General features: G+C 40.4%; 13 protein-coding genes. 10 read left to right on the top strand and 3 right to left on the bottom strand.

All coding sequences use genetic code 11. From position 1 onward, the window contains the following. Positions 1-83: 83 nt before the first annotated feature. Complete coding sequence (locus tag HMPREF2794_RS17390) at positions 84-1,874, bottom strand: glycoside hydrolase family 15 protein (RefSeq protein ID WP_055271648.1); 1,791 nt, start codon at positions 1,872-1,874, stop codon at positions 84-86. A 10-nt stretch (positions 1,875-1,884) separates the two neighbouring features. Beyond that, the gene (locus HMPREF2794_RS17385; protein ID WP_070752058.1) at positions 1,885-4,143 is read right to left on the bottom strand and encodes a bifunctional alpha,alpha-trehalose-phosphate synthase (UDP-forming)/trehalose-phosphatase; all 2,259 of its coding nucleotides are present in this window, start codon (positions 4,141-4,143) and stop codon (positions 1,885-1,887) included. A 453-nt stretch (positions 4,144-4,596) separates the two neighbouring features. Between HMPREF2794_RS17385 and kdpF the strand changes: the two genes are divergently transcribed. From kdpF to HMPREF2794_RS17345, 9 genes are all read left to right on the top strand, one after another. Continuing rightward, a complete protein-coding gene (kdpF, locus tag HMPREF2794_RS29955) occupies positions 4,597-4,677 on the top strand; it encodes a K(+)-transporting ATPase subunit F (RefSeq protein WP_050581211.1) in 81 nt (26 codons plus the stop codon). Between the two features lie 24 nt (positions 4,678-4,701). Next, positions 4,702-6,408 (top strand): potassium-transporting ATPase subunit KdpA, encoded by a 1,707-nt coding sequence (gene kdpA / locus HMPREF2794_RS17380; protein ID WP_055271650.1) that lies wholly within the window; start codon positions 4,702-4,704, stop codon positions 6,406-6,408. 17 nt (positions 6,409-6,425) lie between these two features. After that, the gene (gene kdpB, locus HMPREF2794_RS17375) at positions 6,426-8,459 is read left to right on the top strand and encodes a potassium-transporting ATPase subunit KdpB (protein ID WP_070752056.1); all 2,034 of its coding nucleotides are present in this window, start codon (positions 6,426-6,428) and stop codon (positions 8,457-8,459) included. Between the two features lie 16 nt (positions 8,460-8,475). Beyond that, entirely contained in the window at positions 8,476-9,045 is a 570-nt protein-coding gene (locus tag HMPREF2794_RS17370; protein WP_010535440.1) for a K(+)-transporting ATPase subunit C, read from the top strand. Positions 9,046-9,164: 119 nt separating this feature from the next. After that, the gene (locus tag HMPREF2794_RS17365) at positions 9,165-9,911 is read left to right on the top strand and encodes a hypothetical protein (protein ID WP_070752054.1); all 747 of its coding nucleotides are present in this window, start codon (positions 9,165-9,167) and stop codon (positions 9,909-9,911) included. A 98-nt stretch (positions 9,912-10,009) separates the two neighbouring features. Then, the gene (locus HMPREF2794_RS17360; protein WP_032836491.1) at positions 10,010-11,137 is read left to right on the top strand and encodes a sensor protein KdpD; all 1,128 of its coding nucleotides are present in this window, start codon (positions 10,010-10,012) and stop codon (positions 11,135-11,137) included. 19 nt (positions 11,138-11,156) lie between these two features. After that, the gene (locus HMPREF2794_RS17355) at positions 11,157-12,596 is read left to right on the top strand and encodes a HAMP domain-containing sensor histidine kinase (RefSeq protein ID WP_055271666.1); all 1,440 of its coding nucleotides are present in this window, start codon (positions 11,157-11,159) and stop codon (positions 12,594-12,596) included. Between the two features lie 186 nt (positions 12,597-12,782). After that, positions 12,783-14,090, top strand: coding sequence for a glutamine-hydrolyzing GMP synthase (guaA, locus tag HMPREF2794_RS17350; RefSeq protein ID WP_055271656.1), 1,308 nt, complete (start codon positions 12,783-12,785; stop codon positions 14,088-14,090). A 377-nt stretch (positions 14,091-14,467) separates the two neighbouring features. Then, positions 14,468-15,697, top strand: a complete 1,230-nt coding sequence (locus HMPREF2794_RS17345) for a site-specific integrase (protein ID WP_070752052.1) — start codon at positions 14,468-14,470, stop codon at positions 15,695-15,697. Between the two features lie 47 nt (positions 15,698-15,744). Here HMPREF2794_RS17345 and HMPREF2794_RS17340 read toward each other — a convergent pair whose 3' ends face one another. Then, positions 15,745-16,227 carry a hypothetical protein gene (locus tag HMPREF2794_RS17340; protein WP_070752050.1) on the bottom strand — a complete coding sequence of 161 codons (483 nt, stop codon included), beginning with the start codon at positions 16,225-16,227 and terminating at the stop codon, positions 15,745-15,747. A gap of 663 nt (positions 16,228-16,890) precedes the next feature. Here HMPREF2794_RS17340 and HMPREF2794_RS17335 point away from each other — a divergent pair. Next, entirely contained in the window at positions 16,891-18,699 is a 1,809-nt protein-coding gene (locus tag HMPREF2794_RS17335) for a DEAD/DEAH box helicase family protein (protein WP_070752048.1), read from the top strand. Positions 18,700-19,681 lie beyond the last annotated feature (982 nt).

The following is a 19,681-nucleotide window of genomic DNA, read 5'->3' as shown; positions in this document are numbered from 1 at the left end:
GGCGGGGATTTATGTGTTTTGGCGGTTTAGGAAATGATTTCATTGCTTTCTTCAACGCTTCTTTAGAAGAAACAGGATTTAAATTAAGGGCGGATAAAAGCCAGTCTTTTCTCTTCTTCTGCAAATAAAATAGCAGTATTCACTAATGCCAGATGTGAATAGGCTTGTGGAAAGTTTCCTAATTGCTCTTTTGTGTCGAAATCAATATCTTCACTGAATAATCCCAGATGATTGGAATATTTCAATACTTCATCGAACAAACACCGTGCTTCTTCCTTCTTTCCGGTGACGAACAAGGCTCGTACAAGCCAGAATGTGCAAATAGTAAAGGCGGAAGTGGGTAAACCGAAATCATCTTCATTATTATAGCGATACATCAGCCCTTTGTGGAAGAGTGCATTCTTTACGGACTCTACTGTTTTATGGTAGCGAATGTCATCTGCTTCAATAAATCCATAAGGTTCCATTAACAATAAAGAAGAGTCCATAGCTTGATTGTCATAAGTCTGTGTGAAGCTCTGGAGCTTCTCGTTCCAGCCGTGCTGCATCACGTCTTTTCTGATTTTGTCTGCTTCCTGTTGCCAGCGTTCGCTGTAGTTATATTTATTCAGCATACCTGCGATTTTTGCTCCACGATCTAAAGCTACCCAGCACATTATTTTCGAAGATACAAAATGTTGTTTCTCTCCTCTGATTTCCCAGATGCCTTTATCAGGCTTTTGCCAGTTCTCTATTACAGTTGCCAGAATACTTTTCACCACTTCCCACATATCTTCTATTTCATCCAGAGTGCCGGGCATCAGTCGGTAATATTGATAAATTAAGTCCATCAGATACCCGAAGGAGTCATTTTGCTTTTGGTGGTAGGCATCATTGCCTATTCTCACAGGTACGGAGTTCTTGTAGCCGGACAGATGGTTAAGCATCACTTCTGTTAATTTACGCTCGCCGCGGATGCCATACATTATCTGGTAGTCGTGCTTGGCTACGAAAGTTGCCTGAATGAATTTCATAAAACGTTTGGCTGCACCGGTATGTCCTGTCTGAAACATCGTTTCAATGGCCATAGATGCATCTCGGAGCCAGCAAAAGCGATAATCCCAGTTTCGTACGTCACCAACCGACTCCGGTAAGCTGGTTGTTATTGCAGCAAGTACTGCCCCATTATAATATGACATAAGTTTCAGCACCAACAGGCTGCGTTCAATCACATCATTGTATAAGGTGTATTTTTTCCCCCGGTTTGTCCAGTTTAACCAGTATACAAGGGTACGGCAATATTCGATTTTCTCCCGTTCAATGTCGATCGGAATTACTTTCTCATTATAAGAGAGTAACAGGAATTCATCCTTCTCAAGTATTATCTCTTTTTTTCCGGCAATATCCTGCAATGGCAGGGAGGCATATAGATATTGTCTGTCTTTATTCTCGGAAGAACAATATGTTTCTATATACTGAGAGGTGATGTTGAGAATCACTTTGCCTCGTGCATAGTCAGGAGCCGGTTGATAATTCACTTTGAATCGGGGCTTCCCTTTCAGCCAATGTATATAGCGATATAATTCTGCCGGCAGATAGTGGCCTGTACCGTCCTTGGAACGATAGCAGGGCATATAATCGAGAACAACGAATTCTCCTTCTCTGGAGGAGAACTGTGTAGAAAGAATATTAGTATGAGGTACATAGCTTTGAGTAATCCGGTAATCATCGGATACCTCGAACCCGAAGCTTCCTCCTTTTTCGCGATCGAGCAGACTCGCGAAGATGGAAGGGGAGTCGAAATCGGGAAAGCATAACCATTCGATATTTCCTGTTTCGGAAATAAGGGCTGCCGTACGGCAGTTGCCTGTTATACCATAATTCAGAGTATTCATAACGGTTGTTTTATTTAGTTTTCAATAAATCCTTGAAGAAGTCGAGAGCGGAGGCAAGCCGTTTTTTCACCGTGCTGTTAGTATTGATACCGCTTCCCTTTTGTCTGCCTATAATGGCTTGCAGGAAAGGAAGTACATCGGTCTGAGACGGTAAATTGTAATTGGCTATTTCCGAAATACTGCCTACTTTGACAGTAACGGCATTTAAGGGCAAAGCCTGAAACATATCATCATCTGTCGTATCGTCTCCCATTGCTATCACAAAGTCGTAGCGCTTGTTGGATAACAACCGGTTTACTTCCGATCCTTTGTTGTAGTCTGGCGATTTGATTTCAATGACCTTGTTCCCCTGCAGGATTTGTAACTTTTGTCTGGTACAAATGGAAATTAGTGCATTGACCAGCTGTTGTGCTCTCAAAGTTCCCAACCAGGCATCACTTTCGCGGTAATGCCATGCCAGTGCCGTCTCTTTTACTTCCAGTCGCGAACGGGGAGTTTTGTCCACAAACATTTGCAGGATGGACTGAAGTCCGGTGCTCCATTCCAATTTCTTTATATTTTTGTGCCATACACCATTTTCCTTATAGAAAGCTCCATGTTCGGCTGCCATGCAGACAGGGAGCGAACCGAGCCATTTCTCTAATGTAAAATGATCCCGGCCACTATTGATGACAATATGGTTGGAGGGATCAGCAGTCATCTGCTGTAAAATAGAAATAAGTTCGGGAGTCGGTTTCGCATCCTCGGGGCGTGTCTTGAGCGCTGCCAGTGTTCCGTCGTAATCCAGTAAGATCAGGCGTTGTTTTGCCTGATTGTATTTCAGCTTGATTTGCGCAATGGTTGCTGCAGTGATACGTTTTTTCCGTAACGAATCGTTCTTCATACAAGTCATGTCCAGGCCATTTACAAAGTCGGCAGCCCATTTATTGACTGTTTGTACGGACAATATCTTCTGCATACGCTGCAAACGTAACTTTTGTTCCTCTGCCGGCATTTCCAGGGCCTGGCAGATAGCATTCTCTATTTGTCCCGAATCATTCGGGTTGATTTGAATAGCATCTGTCATCTCTACTGCGGCTCCTGCCATTTCACTGAGGATAAGTACACCAGTGTTATCGCATTTGGAAGCTACATATTCTTTGGCTACCAGATTCATGCCGTCGCGTAAGGGAGTTACCAGGGCAATATCGGCTACATAATACATGGCAGTAAGTTCTTCTAATGAAAAGCCATGATAGAAATAACAGACGGGAGTCCAGTTCATCGTGGAGTAGCGCCCGTTGACAGAACCTATTTCTTCATCTATCTTCGTTTTCAGCTCTGCATAACTTCCTACGTGATCGCGGGAAGGAACGATTACCATTGCCAATGTTACTTTTCCATGATACTCTGGATGATGTTCGAGAAAACTGGAAAAGCCATGCAGCCGGTGGAGGATTCCTTTGCTATAGTCCAGCCGGTCTACGGATAAGATTAATTTGTGGTTACCGAAAAGGGTCCGGTTGCGGTCGATGGCTTGCCGCACTACAGGATTTTGGGAGGCATTGTGATAGAGCTCATAGTTGATTCCCATGGGCAGAGCATCTACCCTTACTACTCGGTTACCAATTTGTATTTCGTCCAGTTTGAAGTCGATGTGCAGTACCCGCTCTACGGCACTGATAAAGTGACGCATATAGTCGTGGGTATGGAAAGCGATAAAGTCCGCTCCCAGCAATCCTTTCAGTATTTCGGCACGTTCCGGAAGGATACGGAAAAGTTCGTAAGAAGGAAAGGGGATGTGATGGAAATAGCCGATACAGAGTTCCGGATATACTTTTCTTAGCATACCGAGGAGTAACATCAGCTGATAATCTTGAATCCACACTTTGTCTCCGGGACGTATCAAGCGGCAAATCTCATCACAGAAAAGTTGATTGACTACTTGATAAGACTGCCAGAAACACTTCTTATATAAGGTATAAGCATAAAAGTAATGGCACATAGGCCAGATAGTACTGTTACTGTATCCTTCGTAGTAGTTTCTGATGTGTGCCTCTGATAAAAAGACCGGATGGAAATTCAGTTCCAGCAGTTTTTCGTTGATTTCCTGTTTGTCTTTTTCCTTATTAACGCATATTCCGGGCCATCCTATCCAATGCTTCTCATAAGATGTCTCAAGAGAATCTAATCCCGTTGTCACTCCGCCTTCACTGCGTGAAAAGACGAATGTGTCATTCGGGTTGGCAACCTTTACGGGTAATCTGTTTGATATAATATATAGTTTCATACCTGCTGAAGGGCAAAGTATATACCAATTAGCCTCTTTTATCCATTAAGCGTTTATTATCAGTGTGTTATCTTTTGATGACCAGTTTATTTCACCTTTTCAAAATGGGAATACTCTTTCGTTTTGAAAATCGATCCTTACATTTTGTTTGGAAAGCAGTAACCTTTTCAAAATAGGGATGCTTTTTCAAAATGGTAGGGTCTGATGGGAACCTATGAGCAGAATGAATTATTGTATTGCTCTATCAATCAGTTTATTGTTGTTTACTCCATTGTTTTGGCACGCATTTGGCATACTGTCTACCAAGAAATTTTAAAATAATCATTTAAACGAAAAAACATGGAAGTAACACTATCATTTATTTTTTGCCTGTTAAGCGGCTTTGCCTGCTTCTGGCTGTTTTGGAAATGTGTAGACTGGTTTGAAAAGATCTAAAAAGAAGGAGAAGGAATTATGTACACAGCATTATTTGTATTAGGTATTGCAATCTTCGGTTATTTGATGTATGTACTCATCAGACCCGAGAAGTTTTAAAGTTATACAGTTTAAGGTAAAAGTATGAATACAGAAATTTTAGGTGTGGTTGCGCAGATCGCTTTGATGGTGATTCTGGCTTATCCACTGGGAAAATATATTGCCAGGGTTTATAAAGGAGAGAAAACCTGGTCGGATTTTATGGTTCCTGTTGAAAGAATCATTTATAAAGTATGCGGAATTGATCCCAAGGAAGAAATGAACTGGAAACAGTTCCTGAAAGCATTACTGATTTTGAATGCTTTCTGGTTTTTCTGGGGAATGGTATTGTTGGTTTCGCAGGGATGGTTGCCTTTGAATCCAGACGGTAACGGGCCGCAGACACCGGATCAGGCTTTCAATACCTGTATCAGTTTTATGGTCAACTGTAATTTACAGCACTATAGCGGCGAAAGCGGATTGACTTATTTCACACAGCTGTTTGTCATTATGCTCTTCCAGTTTATTACCGCTGCAACCGGTATGGCTGCTATGGCCGGTATTATGAAAAGCATGGCTGCAAAGACAACAAAAACAATCGGTAACTTCTGGCATTTTCTGGTATTGAGTTGTACCCGTATCCTGCTGCCGCTTTCTTTGATTGTAGGTTTCATCCTGATTCTTCAGGGAACCCCGATGGGATTTGACGGAAAGATGCAGGTGACTACTCTCGAAGGACAGGAGCAGATGGTTTCTCAAGGACCTACGGCTGCAATTGTACCTATCAAACAATTAGGTACAAATGGTGGCGGTTACTTTGGCGTGAACTCTTCTCATCCGTTGGAAAACCCCACTTATCTTACCAATATGGTGGAATGCTGGTCTATCTTGATTATTCCGATGGCAATGGCATTGGCATTAGGGTTCTATACTCGCAGGAAGAAACTGGCTTATAGTATTTTCGGTGTGATGCTTTTCGCCTTTTTGGTGGGTGTCTGCATCAATGTCAGTCAGGAGATGGGCGGAAATCCCCGTATCGATGCATTGGGAATTGCGCAGGATAATGGCGCGATGGAAGGTAAAGAGGTTCGTTTGGGTGCCGGAGCTACAGCCCTCTGGAGTATTGTGACTACTGTTACTTCCAACGGTTCAGTGAATGGTATGCATGATTCTACTATGCCGTTGTCTGGTATGATGGAGATGCTGAATATGCAGATTAATACTTGGTTTGGTGGTGTCGGTGTAGGCTGGATGAACTATTATACATTTATTATTATCGCGGTATTTATTAGTGGTTTGATGGTAGGGCGTACACCGGAGTTTCTGGGCAAGAAAGTAGAAGCCCGTGAAATGAAGATAGCTACGATCGTAGCATTGTTGCATCCGTTCGTCATATTGGTGTTTACTGCTATCTCAAGTTATATATATACACATCATCCGGACTTTGTAGAAAGTGAGGGTGGATGGCTGAATAATCTCGGATTCCATGGCTTGAGTGAACAACTCTATGAGTATACGTCTTCTGCCGCTAACAATGGTTCAGGTTTTGAAGGACTGGGCGATAATACTTATTTCTGGAACTGGACATGTGGTATTGTGCTTATACTTAGTCGTTTCCTTCCTATAATCGGACAGGTTGCCATTGCCGGTCTGCTGGCTCAGAAGAAGTTTATTCCCGAGAGTGCCGGAACATTGAAGACTGATACGCTGACTTTCGGTATAATGACATTTGTCGTAATCTTTATTATTGCTGCTCTGTCATTCTTCCCGGTACATGCTTTAAGTACAATCGCCGAACATTTAAGTTTGTAATTCTGAATTAGAGAGATATGAAAAATATGAAATCAGCTTCTTTGTTTCAAAAGGAGCAAGTTATAGAAAGCTTGAAACAGTCATTCGTGAAGTTAAATCCACGTCTGATGATAAAGAACCCGATCATGTATACGGTCGAAGTGGCTACGGTGGTCATGTTGTTTGTGACACTTTACTCCATCATAACCCCTTCACAAGGTTCGTTTGCTTACAACATAGCTGTGTTTATCATTCTGTTTGTCACACTGTTGTTTGCCAATTTTGCCGAAGCCATTGCCGAAGCGCGGGGAAAGGCGCAAGCCGATAGTCTGCGTAAAACACGTGAGGAGACGCCTGCCAAAAAGGTAGAAGGCAATAAAATAGTGACTGTCAGTTCTTCGCAATTAAAGAAAGGAGACGTGTTTGTTTGTGAAGCCGGAGATGTGATTCCGTCCGATGGTGAAATAATCGAAGGACTGGCTTCTATCGATGAAAGTGCGATTACAGGGGAGTCTGCTCCGGTAATTCGGGAAGCAGGTGGTGATAAGAGTTCGGTGACAGGCGGTACGAAAGTATTGTCAGATCATATAAAAGTAATGGTGACCACTCAGCCGGGAGAAAGTTTTCTGGATAAAATGATTGCGCTGGTAGAAGGTGCGTCTCGTCAGAAAACTCCGAATGAGATAGCACTGACTATTCTGCTGGCCGGTTTTACACTTGTCTTTGTCATTGTGTGTGTGACGTTAAAACCGTTTGCCGATTACAGCAATACTGTCATTACCATTGCTTCACTTATTTCTTTGTTTGTATGCCTGATTCCGACAACAATCGGAGGACTTCTTTCTGCTATCGGTATTGCCGGTATGGACCGTGCACTACGTGCGAATGTGATAACAAAATCGGGCAAGGCAGTGGAAACTGCCGGCGATATTGATACCTTGTTGCTGGATAAGACCGGAACTATCACCATCGGTAATCGTAAAGCTACCCATTTTCACACTGCGCCGGGCATTGATCTGCACGCTTTTGTAGAAAACTGTCTGCTTTCCTCTCTGTCCGATGAAACTCCGGAAGGCAAATCAATCGTAGAACTGGGACGTGAATCGGGCATCCGTATGCGCAGCTTGAATACGACCGGTGCGCGGATGATTAAGTTTACAGCCGAAACCAAGTGTTCGGGCGTTGATCTGCCGGATGGAACTCAGATTCGTAAAGGAGCTTTTGATGCTATCCGTAAGATAGTGGAAAGTGCCGGAAATAAATTTCCGAAAGAGGTGGAAGAGGTGATTGCTGCTATTTCAAGCAATGGTGGTACGCCCTTGGTGGTATGTGTAAACCAGAAAGTGACGGGAGTGATTGAATTGCAGGATATCATCAAGCCGGGCATTCAGGAACGTTTCGAACGCTTGCGCAAGATGGGAGTGAAAACGGTTATGGTGACCGGCGATAATCCGCTGACTGCCAAATATATTGCAGAGAAGGCAGGTGTGGATGATTTTATTGCCGAAGCCAAGCCGGAAGATAAAATGGAATATATCAAGAAGGAGCAGCAGTCCGGTAAACTGGTGGCAATGATGGGGGATGGAACCAATGATGCTCCTGCTTTGGCTCAGGCAAATGTCGGAGTGGCAATGAATAGTGGTACACAGGCTGCGAAAGAGGCCGGTAATATGGTCGATCTGGATAATGATCCAACGAAACTGATTGAGATTGTGGAAATCGGTAAACAGTTGCTGATGACTCGTGGTACACTGACTACTTTCTCTATTGCCAACGATGTGGCTAAGTATTTTGCCATTGTTCCTGCTTTGTTTATGGTGGCTATTCCCGAATTGGCAGCACTGAATATTATGCAGTTGCATAGTCCTGAAAGTGCGATTCTTTCGGCAGTCATCTTCAATGCCATTATTATTCCGATTCTGATTCCATTGGCTTTGCGTGGCGTTCAGTACAAGCCGATAGGTGCAAGTGCCTTACTTCGCCGGAATCTGTTGATTTATGGGGTGGGCGGTGTGATTGCTCCTTTTATCGGAATCAAGTTGATCGATTTATTAGTAGGTTTATTCTTTTAATTAAAAAACAATAGCGATGAAAACTTTATTTAAATCACTAAAGATAACTCTCGTTTTCTGTGTCTTTTTTTCCGTGTTCTATATTCTTGTTTTGTGGTTGTTTGCACAGGTTGCAGGTCCTAATAAGGGAAATGCTGAAGTAGCCACACTGGATGGAAAAGTGGTAGGTGCGGCTAATGTAGGTCAGATGTTTACGAAAGACATTTATTTCTGGGGACGTCCTTCGTGTGCCGGAGACGGCTATGATGCCACCAGCTCTTCCGGTAGTAACAAAGGACCTACGAATCCTGAATATCTGGCTGAAGTCGAAGCACGTATCGACACTTTTCTGGTACATCACCCTTATCTGAGCCGTAAAGAAGTTCCGGCGGAGATGGTAACAGCAAGTGCTTCCGGTCTCGATCCGAATATTACTCCACAATGTGCGTACGTGCAGGTAAAGAGAGTGGCACAGGCGCGTGGACTGACGGAGAATCAGGTAAAGGAAATCGTTGATAAAAGTGTGGAGAAACCTTTTCTGGGACTTTTCGGAACGGAGAAGATTAATGTGCTGAAACTGAATATAGCACTGGAAGAGAATAAATAATCAAACAGTAGTGGGCAGCGTTCCTGTCCGAATCGTTTTAGTTATTTATTGCGGTTCAGATAAACAGGGCTGGGCAGGGCGCTGCTCTTTTTTAGAAACATAAAATAAAAAAGATAAATATGAAGACTTTTTTTAGTAAGAAGATTGTTTTGGGATCATTGGTTGCAGCAGTCGTATGCGCATTGAGTATAACAGAGGTAAAAGCACAGGAATTTACAGTGCAGGGCGATGTGGTCAGTTCCTATGTCTGGCGTGGTATGTATCAGGGGGGAGGTGCAGCTTTTCAGCCCACACTAGGTTTTGGGATCGGAAACTTTTCTGTTACCGCATGGGGATCTACTAATTTCAGTGGAGGCAACAAGGAACTGGATCTGACTCTTGCCTATAAGTTGGGTGAAGCAGGCCCTACGCTGACTGTTGCCGACCTGTGGTGGGAAGGTGAAGGAGCATACAAGTATTTTAATTTTAAAAGTCATGAAACGGGACATCATTTTGAAGCGGGATTATCTTATACGCTGCCCGTAGAGAAGTTTCCTTTGTCCGTGGCATGGTATACGATGTTTGCCGGAAAAGACAAGAAACTGAATGATAGCGGAGAACTAAAACAAAATTATTCATCCTATCTGGAACTTAATTATCCTTTCAGTGTGAAAAATGTCGATTTAAATGTAACTTGTGGCGCAGTGCCGTATAAGGCGGAGAGTATATACACGAATAGTGGTTTCGCCGTGACTAATATAGCATTAAAAGGAATGACAGAGATAAAAATTAATGATAAGTTTTCATTGCCGATATTTGCACAGGCTATATGGAATCCATGTGTTGAAGATGCTTTCTTGGTTTTTGGCGTAACTTTAAGGCCATAGATATAAACTCATGAATTTTTATTATACAGAGACCCGTGGTGATCGTGATGATTATTACGGGTTGAAATAGTTTATAAACAGGAATTAAATAAATGGATATGGATAGAGAACAGAGTGTACAACATTTTTTGGACCTGATCAAGAAGTCTCACCGAGGCAAATTCAAAGTATATATCGGCATGATAGCCGGTGTAGGTAAATCATATCGTATGCTTCAGGAGGCCCATGAATTACTGGACAACGGAGTGGATGTACAAATCGGCTATATTGAGACTCACGGACGTGCGGGAACGGAGGCACTGATGGAAGGATTGCCTGTTATCCCCCGACGTAAAATTTTCTATAAAGGAAAGGAGTTGGAGGAAATGGACGTGGATACAATAATCCGTATTCATCCTGAGATTGTGATTGTGGACGAACTGGCACATACCAATGTGGAAGGCAGTCTGAATGAGAAGCGTTGGCAGGATGTGATGACTCTGTTGGATGAGGGGATTAATGTGATTTCTGCTATCAATATCCAGCATATTGAAAGTGTGAATGAAGAAGTACAGGAGATCACGGGAATTGAAGTGAAAGAACGGGTCCCGGACAGCGTGCTTCAGGAAGCAGACGAGGTTGTGAATATCGACCTGACAGCGGAAGAGTTGATCTCACGTCTGAAAGCAGGAAAGATATACCGTCCGGAAAAGATTCAGACGGCATTGGATAATTTCTTCCGGACCGAGAATATTCTTCAATTGCGCGAACTGGCCCTGAAAGAAGTGGCGCTTCGGGTGGAGAAGAAAGTGGAGAACGAAGTGGTGATGGGTGTTGCAGTCGGCATCAGGCATGAGAAATTTATGGCTTGTATCAGTAGTCATGAGAAGACACCCAGAAGGATTATCAGGAAAGCGGCACGTCTGGCAACACGGTATAATACGACTTTTGTCGCTCTTTATGTGCAGACACCGAAAGAGAGTATGGACAGGATTGATTTGGCTAGTCAGCGTTATCTGTTGAATCATTTTAAACTGGTGGCAGAACTGGGAGGAGAGGTCGTTCAGGTACAGTCGAAGGATATTCTGGGGAGTATTGTCAAAGTTTGTCAGGAAAAACAGATATCGTCTGTCTGTATGGGAATTCCTAATCTGAGATTTCCTCGTGCTATCTGCTCTATACTTGGATATAGAAAGTTTTTAAATAATTTGTCACAAGCTAATGTAGATTTGATTATACTTGCATAATATTAACCGTATGAACGATATGAATATTAAAACCAAACTGATTCTCGGCATCGGGATGCTAGCGGGAATGATTATTTTATTGGTGACGCTTTCTGTTGTGAATCTTCAGTTGCTGACTGCCACAGAGCCCGACAGTCCTGCTGCTATGCCTGCCTTGGAGCGTGCTCTGTTGTGGATTTCCGTTACCGGCGGTATTTGTATATTGACCGGATTGACATTGCTGTATTGGTTGCCCCGAACAATCAGTAAACCCATCAAGGAACTGAAACAAGGGATTCTTGAAATAGCCAATCATAATTATGAAGAACGGCTGGATATGAGAAATAATCAGGAGTTTTGGGAAGTCGCCGAGAGCTTCAACCGTATGGCGGAACGTTTGGCCGAGTATCGGGCAAGTACGTTAGCGGATATTCTTTCTGCCAAGAAATTCATTGAGGCCATCGTGAACAGTATCGACGATCCGATAATTGGCTTGAATATGGACCGTGAGATTTTGTTTATTAATGATAAAGCATTGAATGTGCTCAATCTGAAAAGAGAAAATGTCATACGTAAATCGGCAGAAGAATTGTCTTTGAAGAATGATCTGCTCCGTCGGCTGATTCGTGAACTGGTGACACCAGGCGATCAGAAAGAGCCGCTAAAAATATATGCCGATGATAAAGAAAGCTATTTCAAGGCTTCCTATATCCCCATCATTAATACGGAAGCCGGAAAGGATGAACCCAGCAAATTAGGGGATGTTATTTTGCTGAAGAATATAACGGAATTCAAGGAACTGGATTCTGCCAAGACTACATTTATTTCGACCATTTCACACGAATTGAAAACTCCGATTGCGGCTATCATGATGAGTCTGCAACTATTGGAAGATAAACGTGTCGGTGCGCTGAATGATGAACAGGAACAGTTGTCCAAAAGCATCAAGGAAAATAGCGAACGCCTGTTGAGCATTACGGGTGAATTGCTGAATATGACTCAGGTAGAGGCAGGCAAGCTGCAATTAATGCCGAAGATAACGAAGCCCATTGAACTGATAGAATATGCGATTAAAGCTAATCAGGTACAAGCGGATAAGTTCAATATCCAGATAGAAGTAGAGTACCCGGAAGAGAAAATCGGCAAGCTCTTTGTCGATAGTGAAAAGATAGCTTGGGTATTGACTAATTTGCTCAGCAATGCGATTCGTTATTCTAAAGAAAACGGGCGTGTCGTGATTGGTGCCAGGCAGGAAGGAGATATGATCGACCTGTACGTTCAGGATTTCGGTAAAGGCATCGATCCCCGTTATCACAAGAGTATTTTCGACCGTTACTTCCGTGTTCCCGGCACCAAAGTTCAGGGAAGCGGACTCGGTTTGTCTATTTCGAGAGACTTTGTGGAAGCACATGGTGGTACACTGACGGTAGAAAGTGAATTGGGTAAAGGAAGTCGCTTTGTGATGCGGCTGAAGGCATAAAAAGAAGTGTTCGGAAAGAGTCCGGATTCTGTCGTTGCGATAAAGAAATGTGGCATTCGGTTTAATTTGAAATGAAACTTTGGGAATCAAGACATTGCAGCGTCTTTTAAAATCTTTATATTTGCAGGCTAATTGAAGGTAAAGTCAAATTTATACAATATAATAACTTAAAAGAACCAGAATCAGATGAAACAGGACATGATTGTTATCCTTGACTTGGGTAGTCACGAGAATACGGTATTGGCTCGCGCCATCCGTGCATTAGGAGTTTATAGTGAGATTTATCCTCACGATATCACAATGGAAGAACTGAAAGCATTGCCCAACGTAAAGGGTATTATTATCAATGGTGGACCTAACAATGTGATTGACGGCGTTGCTATTGACGTAGATCCGGCGATTTATACAATGGGTATCCCTGTCATGGCTGCCGGTCACGATAAAGCAACCTGTGCAGTGAAGCTTCCGGCATTTACAGATGATATCGAGGCTATTAAAGCTGCTGTAAAGTCTTTCGTATTCGATACTTGTCAAGCTGAAGCTAATTGGAACATGGCAAACTTTGTCAATGATCAGATCGAACTGGTTAAGCGTCAGGTAGGCGATAAGAAAGTATTGCTGGCATTGTCGGGTGGAGTTGACAGTTCTGTGGTAGCTGCTTTGCTTCTGAAAGCGATCGGTGACAATTTGGTATGTGTGCACGTTAATCATGGTTTGATGCGTAAAGGTGAGTCTGAAGACGTTGTCGAGGTGTTCAGTAACCAGTTAAAAGCCAATCTTATTTATGTAGATGTAACAGATCGTTTCCTGGATAAATTGGCAGGCGTGGAAGATCCCGAACAGAAACGTAAGATTATCGGTGGAGAGTTTATTCGTGTGTTCGAAGAGGAGGCACGTAAACTGGACGGTATCGATTTCTTGGGTCAGGGTACTATTTATCCGGATATTGTGGAGAGTGGAACGAAGACTGCTAAAATGGTGAAATCTCATCATAATGTAGGCGGTCTGCCCGAAGATCTTCAATTCCAGCTTGTAGAACCTTTGCGCCAGTTGTTTAAGGATGAAGTTCGTGCTTGTGGTCTGGAGTTGGGCTTGCCTTATGAGATGGTTTACCGTCAGCCTTTCCCCGGTCCCGGTTTAGGTGTACGTTGTCTGGGAGCAATTACACGTGATCGTTTAGAAGCAGTACGTGAATCTGACGCAATTTTACGTGAGGAATTCCAGATTGCCGGATTGGATAAAAAAGTATGGCAATACTTTACTGTAGTACCCGATTTTAAATCTGTTGGTGTACGTGATAATGCCCGTTCTTTCGACTGGCCGGTAATTATTCGTGCCGTCAATACGGTGGATGCCATGACAGCTACTATTGAACCGGTAGACTGGCCTATTCTGATGAAAATCACAGACCGCATTCTGAAAGAAGTGAAGAATGTGAATCGTGTTTGCTATGATATGTCACCGAAGCCTAATGCGACTATCGAATGGGAATAAAAGTGTAAAATAGAATTGCCCCCGGAAGCTTTATGGATAGCTTTCGGGGGCTTATTCGTTAATTAGCGTCACCTATAGCGTCACCTGCTACCAATTGATGTAAAAAAGAAAAAGGCACCCAGAAGTGGAAGCCTCCCAAATGCCTTATTCTTATCAAGTAGCGGGACCCGGGATTGAACCGGGGACCTCATGATTATGAACCTGCGTCTTCCAAAGGCTGACGCCTTTGAAAGCTACCAGCAAAGCTTCTGATTATAAGGTATTTATAGCTGTTTTGGTTTTTGCCAAATCTTATGTCTGACTTCTAAAATATCTCTTATTTGTTTATTGGTGTAAACCATAGCGCAAACCAAAATGTGACAATAATATGTTACGTTATGGATGCTAATATAGGCATTATTTGTTTTAAATCAAAAGTTTTGGCTAATGGAGAACACCCGTTGATGTTGAGAATTAGCCAAGGTAAGTTACGTTACTTTAAATCTTTGGGAATTTCAATTAAAGCTTCTTGTTGGAATTTTGATAAAGAAGAACCTAAAAGAAACTATCCCAATCGTGAACAGTTATTGAGTATCATGAATCAAACGAGGCAAGAATATGTCAATATGATGTTTGAGTTGAAAGCGCTTGGTAAAGACTTTACTCCACAATCTTTGGCTGAATACGTGGAACGAAGTTGTAATAAACAGAATGTGGGAGATTATATTCAATACATCATACAGTATATGACTGCCGAGAAGCGATTAGGTAATGCCAAGGCTTACATTAGTTGTTATAATTCTGTATTGAGATTCGCAGGTAATTTGGATATACCTTTCACGGATATTGATGTAAATTGGTTAAAGCGTTATGAGCTTTATCTTCGTAAACGTGGTAATTCTGATAATACGATTGGAATACGAATGAGAGAATTACGTGCTGTTTATAATAAAGCAATAGAAGATAATGTGGTGAACGAGAAGTATTATCCTTTTGTAAAATTCAAAATATCTCATTATCGTAAGGGTAAATGTAAGAGGGCAATTACTAAGGCTGAAATACATAAAATAATGAATGTTGATTTAATGGAGATAACAACTTATTATAGCCCATTACTTCATTTGACCAAAGACTTATTTTCTTTTAGTTATCTTGGTTGTGGTATGAATATGATTGATATAGCATATTTGAAATATTCAGATATTATAAATAATCGAATATGCTTTGTACGACATAAGACAAAGCAGCCTATTACATTTCAACTTTTGCCTCAAGCCGTACAAATTGTAGATAAATATAGGAAACCGGACTCACAACTGAATGATTATGTTTTCCCAATATTAGACCGTAATTTTCATATTACTGAACAACAGCAATATGATAGGATTAGAAAAGTAATAAAAGGCATGAATAAAGCTCTTAAAAAGATAGGTGCTCATTTGGATATTAGCATTCCGCTGACAACCTATGTTGCGCGTCACTCATTTGCAACAGTATTAAAACGTTCTGGTGTAAACATCGCATTGATAAGCGAATCATTGGGGCATACAAGTTTGTCAACGACACAGTATTATCTTGATAGCTTTGAGAATGAGCAAATAGATGAGGCAATGAAGAATTTACTTTAAAAATAAAATCCCCCCTTGCTAAAGCGTCAGGCAAGAGGGGGAAGTTATTAAGCAGCAATTGGGTATCCTAATGCTGTACCAAGTACTTCTTTCGAGTACACTGCTTCTTTAAGTTCCGTTAAACGGCTTCCGTACACAGTTTCCAAACCTTTTTCGAGGACGATGTTCATTTGCTTCACACCGTCAAAGACGATATGGGTTGCAGCGTCGAACGGTTCTAATTTAAACTTGTTACAGTCCCTTTCAAAACTTTTGCTATCCAAGAGCCTTTCTACCAATCTTCCGTAATCCGCCAAGAAACGGTTTTGGTCATATTCAATAGAGGCTTGGTTCAGAGCGTACTCAATCGCTTTTTTCATTGTGTCAACACCTCGGTTCAGTTGCTTTCGGTAGAGGTTCGCAGCTTTCTCTCTTACAGCGTGAAAGGGTTCTTTCTTCTTGGAAGCTTTACGAGTTATTACTTGTGAATTACCACCGTTTACAACTTCTACACTTTGCTGATTACTAATGCTTTGTAAATTTTCTTTCATGCTTCTTAAATTTTTAATTAGACTTATAATTATCACAGAGCTATTTCTCTTGATATAACTATTGGATGTTCAACAGTTCAAAATCATTAGTTAATTAAAAAAATAATGGCAGACTTCCAATCTATTTTAGCTTGTCCATAAATCAAAACATCTAAAAACTCTGACGCAAGTTTTTCAGTATCTTGATTATGGATTGCAAAAATAAAGAATATAGCCTTAACAGACAAGAATGGTATCTAATAATTTACAGAAAAATGAAGATGTCGGTCTAAAATAGGTGTGAATTATTACCTTCCAAGTCTATAATAGGCTAGAGGATTGAGTTTCAACTCTAAAATAGGGGTAAAATATGATTTTTGAGTCTATATGTAATTTTTCATTTTGTAATGCCGGATTATTCGGCAATTATGTCCTTTATGTGGAGTATACAAGAAAATCTTCAGTAAAAGTTGAGATATAATTCATTTTTCTTCCTATCTGATAGCTTTACAGATAAATTTTCATAATATCTATATTTCTACTTTCAAAAATGTGTGTTACATTTTTTTGCAGATTATAGCTATATAAAAAATATGGAAAGTCAGGAAAATAGTAGTACAGGTATTTATAAAGTATTAATTTTGTGGTCGATGATAGCGTTACAATTTTTTCTGAATAATAGATATGAAAAAACTAGAAATCCAAGAACATGACGGCTTTCTTGATTTAGAAGACCTTCCTCATAATTGTATCTTTAATAAGGTAGTCACAGGTTGTGGCGGAACAACAATTGCTCTTAAAAATGGTGAGAATTATGTGATTGCAGTTCCTACCACAGAATTAATAGAAAACAAGTGTTATCCACCTAAAGATGAGAGTGGAAATAGTATTGTATGGAAGGCTGGAGATAGAAAGGCAGGATTGAGTCCGGTTAGAAATCTTTTCGGATTGTATGGTACATTCACTCCTACATTAAAGAAAAGGTTAAAAGAATATCTTTCTAAAGAAGGAACGAAAAAAATAATGTGTACTTATGATAAGATACCTTCTCTAGTTTCTCTTATTGTCCCCAAAGAGTATAGGTTATTAGTTGACGAATATCATAACCTCTTGAAAATATATTCTTATAGAAAAGAAGCCGTAGAAGGAGTATTGGAACATTTTAATGAGTTTAAATCATATTGTTTTATGTCTGCCACTCCTATTGCTATGGATTTTAAACCGGATGCTTTAAAAGACGTGGAAGAATATATTGCTGATTGGGAGCATATAGAGCCTTTAATGATTCTACCTTATCAGACTAATAAGCCTTATAATCTTGCTGCAAATCTTATTGAAACGTATCGGAGACAGGGATATATCGAAAGAGGTGAACTTAAATCATACGAAGCTTACTTCTTTATAAACAGTGTCACAGATATAAAGAAAATATTGGAACATACTCATCTTACAAATGATGATTGCAGGATTATTTGTGCTGATGAAGCCAAGAACCGCGAGACATTAGGTGAATATCGAATATCTAGTTCTACGGATGCACCAAAGAAATTTAATTTCATAACTTCCAAATCGTTTGAAGGAGTGGATTTTTATTCTGAAACGGGTATCTGTTATGTGGTAAGTAATATTTATAATGAACATACTTTATTAAGTGTTGATATGGATATTCCCCAAATTGCAGGAAGAATAAGAAACACGAATAATCCGTTTAGGAATTTAGTCGTTCATATTTTTAATACAAGACCAAGTGACTACTATAGTGATTATGAAAAGGCAAAAAAGGAGATAGAAGAAGAACTGGAATATGCTAAAGAAAGAGTTACCGCATATAACCAACTTTCGAAAGGAGCAAGAAAGCAACAAAAGTCAGACTTAAGTAAATCCTCATTTCTCAAATATGATGAAAAAAATGATAAGTTTATTGTTAATGATATGGTAGCTAAAGTCGCACTCTATAATTATAGATTAATGGATAGCATATATTGTTCACAGAAAGATTTAGTTGTTGAATATGAGAGGGTGGGTATGTTACATTCCAAAGTGGAATGGGTGCAATTAGATAACAACTTTATAAAGTCTGCTTCTAAGAAGCCTACATTTTTGGAAACATTTCTTTTGTATGCTGATATGAGATATTGTTTGGATATTGAAGCAAAACAGAGCATTGAAAAAGAGTATCCTTTCATAAAAGAAGCTTTGTATAAATTGGAGGTGGAACAGGTGAAAAAGTTAAGAAGTATGAAAGCTGTAAAAGCTGCTCTTGAAGCTTTAAAAAAAGAGAATGTTTGTGCTGATAGTGATATTGGTCAACAACTGAAATCATTATTAACGGTTGGTACATTTATGCCTTCTAAGGAACTGAAGGCGATTGCGCAACAATTTGGAATGAAGAAGTCTACGGACCTAAAAAAATGGGTTGAACTAGAATCTGGAACTCAACGAATCGAGGGAAAGCTAACTAGGGGATATTTGATAAAGAGATTTATTGATTAATTTTAAGCCTTAAAAATAGCCGCAAGCGAGTACACTTACAAATGTGCTCAACTGCGGCTTTTTTGTGTGTGGTATATTATTTCTTCTTGTAAGAGGGTGGCAGCTTTATTTTTGCTAGTCGCTCGTATAGTTCTGCATACTTCTTTTTTAAATAATCTCTGTCTATTTTGATTGTTACCTTGCGATTAACAAAGTGCTCTGTTGTTTCATCTGTAAGGGTGGTACTTGTGTCAGGTGCTATTGGGATTCTTGTTTCAATCATGGGATTTTAAATAAAATGTTTTTCTAATGTGGTTAATCTGTATTCTCTGCTTCTGATAGCCTTGTGTCTGTATCCATACACCGATATGGACTTTATTATCTCTGATTCCGTATTTTAAGGCTAATTCACGCAATTCTTGGAAAGTATATATTTCTGTCATAGTCGAATATGTTAGAAATTTTTCGTAACCACAAGCGGTAGGGCAGACGTCAAATTGCCCTACTTTTTATGGTTATGCTACAAAAATGAAAAAGGTCGCCTAATACTAGTATATAGGCAATCGCAATAAAATCTATCAGACATGGCTTTATCTATGGAAGATTGTGAAAAAGGTAAATTATCGTATTGGTAGTAATTGGGAAATGGAGATAATATGTCCTCAATGCAACACGATAATTCTTCCTTCATGGGATACACAAATTTACGAATAATTGGTGAAGCTAAAAAATGAATGATACTCATTCTTTAAATATTGGTTGTATGGTTGTGCCACATTTTGTAGTGGTTTAAAATAGTTCCATTTGTGGAGAACAGAAAGATATGCGTGTAATAAAGTACAGGTACTTAATATATAATCCCCCCTACCTATAAAAATAGGAGCTTAAATATATATCAGCTTACTTCTCCTATGATTTACTGAATTGAAAGTTATGTGAGCACGTGAACAGTACCCTCTAACACCCCCTTAGGGTAGTTGGAAGAAAAGTGAAATATCTATTC

The organism is Bacteroides sp. HMSC067B03 (genome assembly GCF_001811315.1).
Taxonomy (GTDB): domain Bacteria; phylum Bacteroidota; class Bacteroidia; order Bacteroidales; family Bacteroidaceae; genus Bacteroides; species Bacteroides faecis.
Note: the sequence above shows the minus strand (reverse complement) of the source record. Positions and strands in the feature narration are given on the sequence as shown.